A 770-nucleotide genomic window follows, 5' to 3' on the forward strand; every position below is an offset into this window, starting at 1 on the left:
ATGGTCCAGCTTGCCGTTGACGGACAACGGAAGCTCGTCGATCGGCACGACGATGGGCACCATGTAGTCGGGCAGCCGGGAGCCGACGAACTCCCGCAGCGCGGCGATGTTCGCCACCTGGCCATCGGCCGGGACGACGTACGCGACCAGGCGCCTGTCACCCGGGCGGTCCTCGCGCACGACGACCGCGACCTGCCCCACCGACTCATGACCCGCGAGGACGGCCTCGATCTCGCCCAGCTCGATCCGGAACCCGCGGATCTTCACCTGCTCGTCGGCCCGCCCCGCGAAGAGCAGTTCACCGTCGGGGCTCCAGCGGGCCATGTCGCCCGTGCGGTACATCCGCTCACCAGGTGCGAACGGACACGCCACGAACCGCTCCGCCGTCAGCCCCGCCCGCCGCAGATACCCCCGAGCCAGCCCCAGCCCCGCCACGTACAACTCACCGGTCACCCCCGGCGGGACCGGCCGCAGGAAATCGTCCAGCACGAACACCCGCGCGTTGGCGATGGGCGCGCCGATCGGGGCCGTCCCGGCCGCCACGAGGGGACGGCTCATCGTGGCGCAGACGGTCGTCTCGGTCGGACCGTACGCGTTGATCATGCGGATGCGGTCCGCCCAGCGTTCGGTCAGCAGAGGCGGGCACGCCTCACCCGCCACCACCAGCGTCTCCACGCTGTCCGGGAGCGTCTCCACCGAAGCGAGCACCGACGGCGACACCGTCACGTGCGTCACCCCGAACTCGCCCACCGCGTCGGCCAGCGAGCCCG

1 protein-coding gene is annotated in these 770 nt (G+C 71.7%); it reads right to left on the minus strand.

The features are described from left to right. Positions 1 to 770 (minus strand): AMP-binding protein (locus Mam01_RS36080; RefSeq protein ID WP_204289697.1); only part of this gene is annotated, 770 nt, incomplete at both ends.

The sequence above is a fragment of the Microbispora amethystogenes genome (genome assembly GCF_016863015.1).
Classification (GTDB): domain Bacteria; phylum Actinomycetota; class Actinomycetes; order Streptosporangiales; family Streptosporangiaceae; genus Microbispora; species Microbispora amethystogenes.